3 protein-coding genes are annotated in these 3,483 nt (G+C 64.7%); all 3 read right to left on the bottom strand.

All coding sequences use genetic code 11. The features are described from left to right. Positions 1 to 1,337, bottom strand: a 1,337-nt coding sequence (locus tag QOI01_RS02035; protein WP_526378113.1) for an L-lactate MFS transporter, incomplete at its 3' end; no start/stop codon positions are given. 83 nt (positions 1,338 to 1,420) lie between these two features. Continuing rightward, positions 1,421 to 2,254 (bottom strand): GNAT family N-acetyltransferase, encoded by an 834-nt coding sequence (locus tag QOI01_RS02030; protein WP_526378111.1) that lies wholly within the window; start codon positions 2,252 to 2,254, stop codon positions 1,421 to 1,423. Between the two features lie 63 nt (positions 2,255 to 2,317). Further along, positions 2,318 to 3,483 (bottom strand): ribonucleotide reductase barrel domain-containing protein (locus QOI01_RS02025; protein WP_526378109.1); only part of this gene is annotated, 1,166 nt, incomplete at its 5' end.

Below are 3,483 nucleotides of genomic sequence, written 5' to 3'. Positions count from 1 at the left end.
TCGCTGGACGGTTCGTGCCACTTCGCGTCAACGGGTTTGAGGAGTTCGTTGCACACCAGCGCGACGATCAGCAGCCCGATCATGATCGAGAACGACAACGTGTACAGCTCGGGTCCGGACTTGCCCGCGGCCTTCTCGCTGTCGGCGATGGCATTGACCATGATCGGCCCGAGGATGCCCGCGACCGACCAAGCCGTGAGCAGCCGGCCGTGGATTGCTCCGACCTGATACGTGCCGAACAGGTCGCGCAGATACGCCGGAACGGTGGCGAACCCGGCGCCGTAGAACGACAGGATCAGCAACGTGCAGACCAGGAATGCCACCTTGTTCGAGTTCTGCATCAGCGTGATGGCCAGGTACAACAGTGCGCCGACGCCGAGGTACATCCGATAGGCGTTCTTGCGACCGATCTTGTCGGACAGACTCGACCAGCCGATGCGCCCCAGCATGTTCGCCAGCGAGAGCAGTGCGACGTAGCCGGCGGCAGCCGCCGCGAGGGCAGCAGCCGCGGCACCCGCCGCGGGGAAGTAGTCCTGGTAGATCGGCGAGGCCTTCTCCAGGATGCCGATCCCCGCAGTCACGTTGAAGCACAACACGACCCAGAGCAACCAGAACTGCGGTGTCTTGATCGCATTGTTCGCCGACACCTGACCAACGGACACGAGCGAGCCCACCGTCGGCGGCGATGGCGTCCACCCGTGCGGCTTCCAGTCCGGCCTGGGCACCCTCACCAGCAGCCACCCCAGTGACATGAACACCGCGTAGACCAGGCCGTGCACCAGGAACGTCTTGGCGATGCCCGACGAGTCGCTGCCGAAGAAGCCGAGCATCGCGGTCGACCACGGCGAGGCGATCAGGGCACCACCGCCGAAGCCCATGATCGCCAGGCCCGTCGCCATTCCGGGCTTGTCGGGAAACCACTTGATCAGAGTCGAGACCGGTGAGATATAGCCGATGCCCCAACCGATTCCGCCGAGTACGCCGTAGCCGAGCAGCACCAGCCAGTACTGACGCGTGGCCAGTCCGGCCGAGCCAACCAACCAACCGCCGCAGAAGCAGCACATGGCTGCGAACATCGCCATCCGCGGCCCGTTGCGGTCCACCCAGGTGCCGAATAGCGCGGCCGACAGGCCGAGCACGACGATGCCGATGGTGAACGGCAGAGCGCTCAGCGTGCCCGAGATGCCCAGCGCGCCCTCCAGCGGTTTCTTGAAGACGCTCCACGAATACGCCGCACCCACCGACAGGTGTATCGACAGCGCCGCGGGCGGCACCAGCCAGCGATTCCACCCCGGCGCAGCGACGATGCGCTCGCGACTGAAGAAGGGGGCGGACACGTCAGAGACCTCTTGCCATATCAGTGGTGGCCGTCACAGGTCGATGTTACCCATCTCGACTGACGGTCATTGCGCCGGTTCGGTCAAACCGAGAACGCGTACTGCACGTGCTCGGCGACGGGCACGAAACCCAACCGACGGTAGATCCCGTTCGACACCGCGTTGGCGACGTCGGCGAACAGCACCACGTCGCTTGCGCCGTCGCGGCCGACGTGTCGCACCGCTTCGGCGGTAACCGCTGTGCCATAGCCGTTTCCGCGGTACTCCGGCGGCGTGTACACCGGACCGATCCGCGACATCCCCAGAAGACATCCGTGAACCCGTGCCATCGCAGCAGGCGCGCCGTCCACCGTCCACAGCACGACGCGGCCGCCTGCGTCGGCGATGTCACGAAGCACGCCGCGGCTCGCCGAAGGATTCGACTCGGCGCCGAACGCCTCGACGAAGAACGCGTCGAGCCATCCGACGAGCAACTCGCCGTCCTGGTCCCCGGCGAGTCGCGGCACACCCACGACGCCGACGGGCGCCCTGAGCTCGTCGAGGCGGTACAGGGTCTCCTGGAACTCCGGCGTCGCGCTGACGTCGGCGACCTCGGTCCACGCCTCACTGAAAGCCGCTGCCGTGGCTGACGTTCCGCGAATGGCGGGCAGATCGGCCCGCACCGGCGCGAGCGCTGCGGCTACGGCCTTCGCCGACTCGGGCGGCAGTCCGTTGACCAACAGGACCGCATCCCGCATCTGCAGTGCCGCACCGACGGTGCCGTCGCAGTCGGCGACCGACAGTAGGACGTGACCGTCCGGCCACCGCGACGTGCGCAAGGTGGTGAGCTCGGTGGTGAACAGCACCGGGTCCCTCCGGTAGACCCAGCGGGCTACCGGGCCGAAGTCATCCGGCGAGGTGTACAGGCGAACATTCACGCATTCGAGCCTGACCGAGTCGGCCGCCGAATTCCACTGATTTATTCGGGGTGCGGCCGCGCCCTACAGCATGCAGCTGACGCAGCCTTCGACCTCTGTTCCCTCCAAGGCCATTTGGCGCAGACGGATGTAGTACAGCGTCTTGATGCCCTTGCGCCAAGCGTAGATCTGCGCCTTGTTGACGTCGCGCGTGCTGGCGGTGTCCTTGAAGAACAGCGTCAGACTCAAGCCCTGGTCCACGTGCTGGGTGGCGGCGGCGTAGGTGTCGATGATCTTCTCGTAGCCGATCTCGTACGCGTCCTGGTAGTACTCCAGGTTGTCGTTGGTCAGATACGGCGCCGGGTAGTAGACGCGGCCGATCTTGCCTTCCTTGCGGATCTCGATCTTGGAAGCCACCGGGTGGATCGAGCTGGTCGAGTGGTTGATGTAGGAGATCGATCCGGTCGGCGGGACGGCCTGCAGATTCTGGTTGTAGATGCCGTGCGCCTGCACCGACTCCTTCAACCGCAGCCAATCGTCCTGCGTCGGAATGCGAATTCCTGTCTCGTCGAACAACTCGCGCACCCGCTCGGTCGCCGGCACCCACGCCTGCTCGGTGTACTTGTCGAAGAATTCACCCGACTTGTACTTCGAGCGCTCGAAGCCTCCGAATGCCTTACCCCGCTCCACCGCAATGCGATTGCTCGCCCGCAGTGCGTGGTAGAGCACCGTGTAGAAGTAGATGTTGGTGAAGTCGATGCCCTCTTCGGAGCCGTAGAGGATCCGCTCGCGGGCCAGGTACCCGTGCAGGTTCATCTGCCCGAGGCCGATGGCGTGAGAGTCGTTGTTGCCCTGCTCGATCGAGGGCACCGACCAGATGTGGGTCTGATCGCTGACGGCGGTGAGCGCGCGGATCGACGTCTCGATGGTCTGCGCGAAGTCCGGCGAATCCATGGCCTTGGCGATGTTCAGCGAGCCGAGGTTGCACGAGATGTCCTTACCCACCTTGGCGTAGGTCAGGTCTTCGTTGAACAACGACGGCGTCGACACCTGCAGGATCTCCGAGCACAGGTTGCTATGGGTGATCTTGCCCTCGATGGGGTTCGCCCGGTTCACCGTGTCCTCGTACATGATGTACGGGTAGCCCGACTCGAACTGGAGCTCCGCCAGCGTCTGGAAGAACTCGCGCGCCTTGATCTTGGTCTTGCGGATCCGCGCGTCGTCGACCATCTCGTAGTACTTCTCGGTGA

The organism is Mycobacterium sp. (assembly GCF_032162605.1).
Lineage (GTDB): Bacteria > Actinomycetota > Actinomycetes > Mycobacteriales > Mycobacteriaceae > Mycobacterium.
This window is presented reverse-complemented; position numbering and strand designations above follow the sequence as displayed.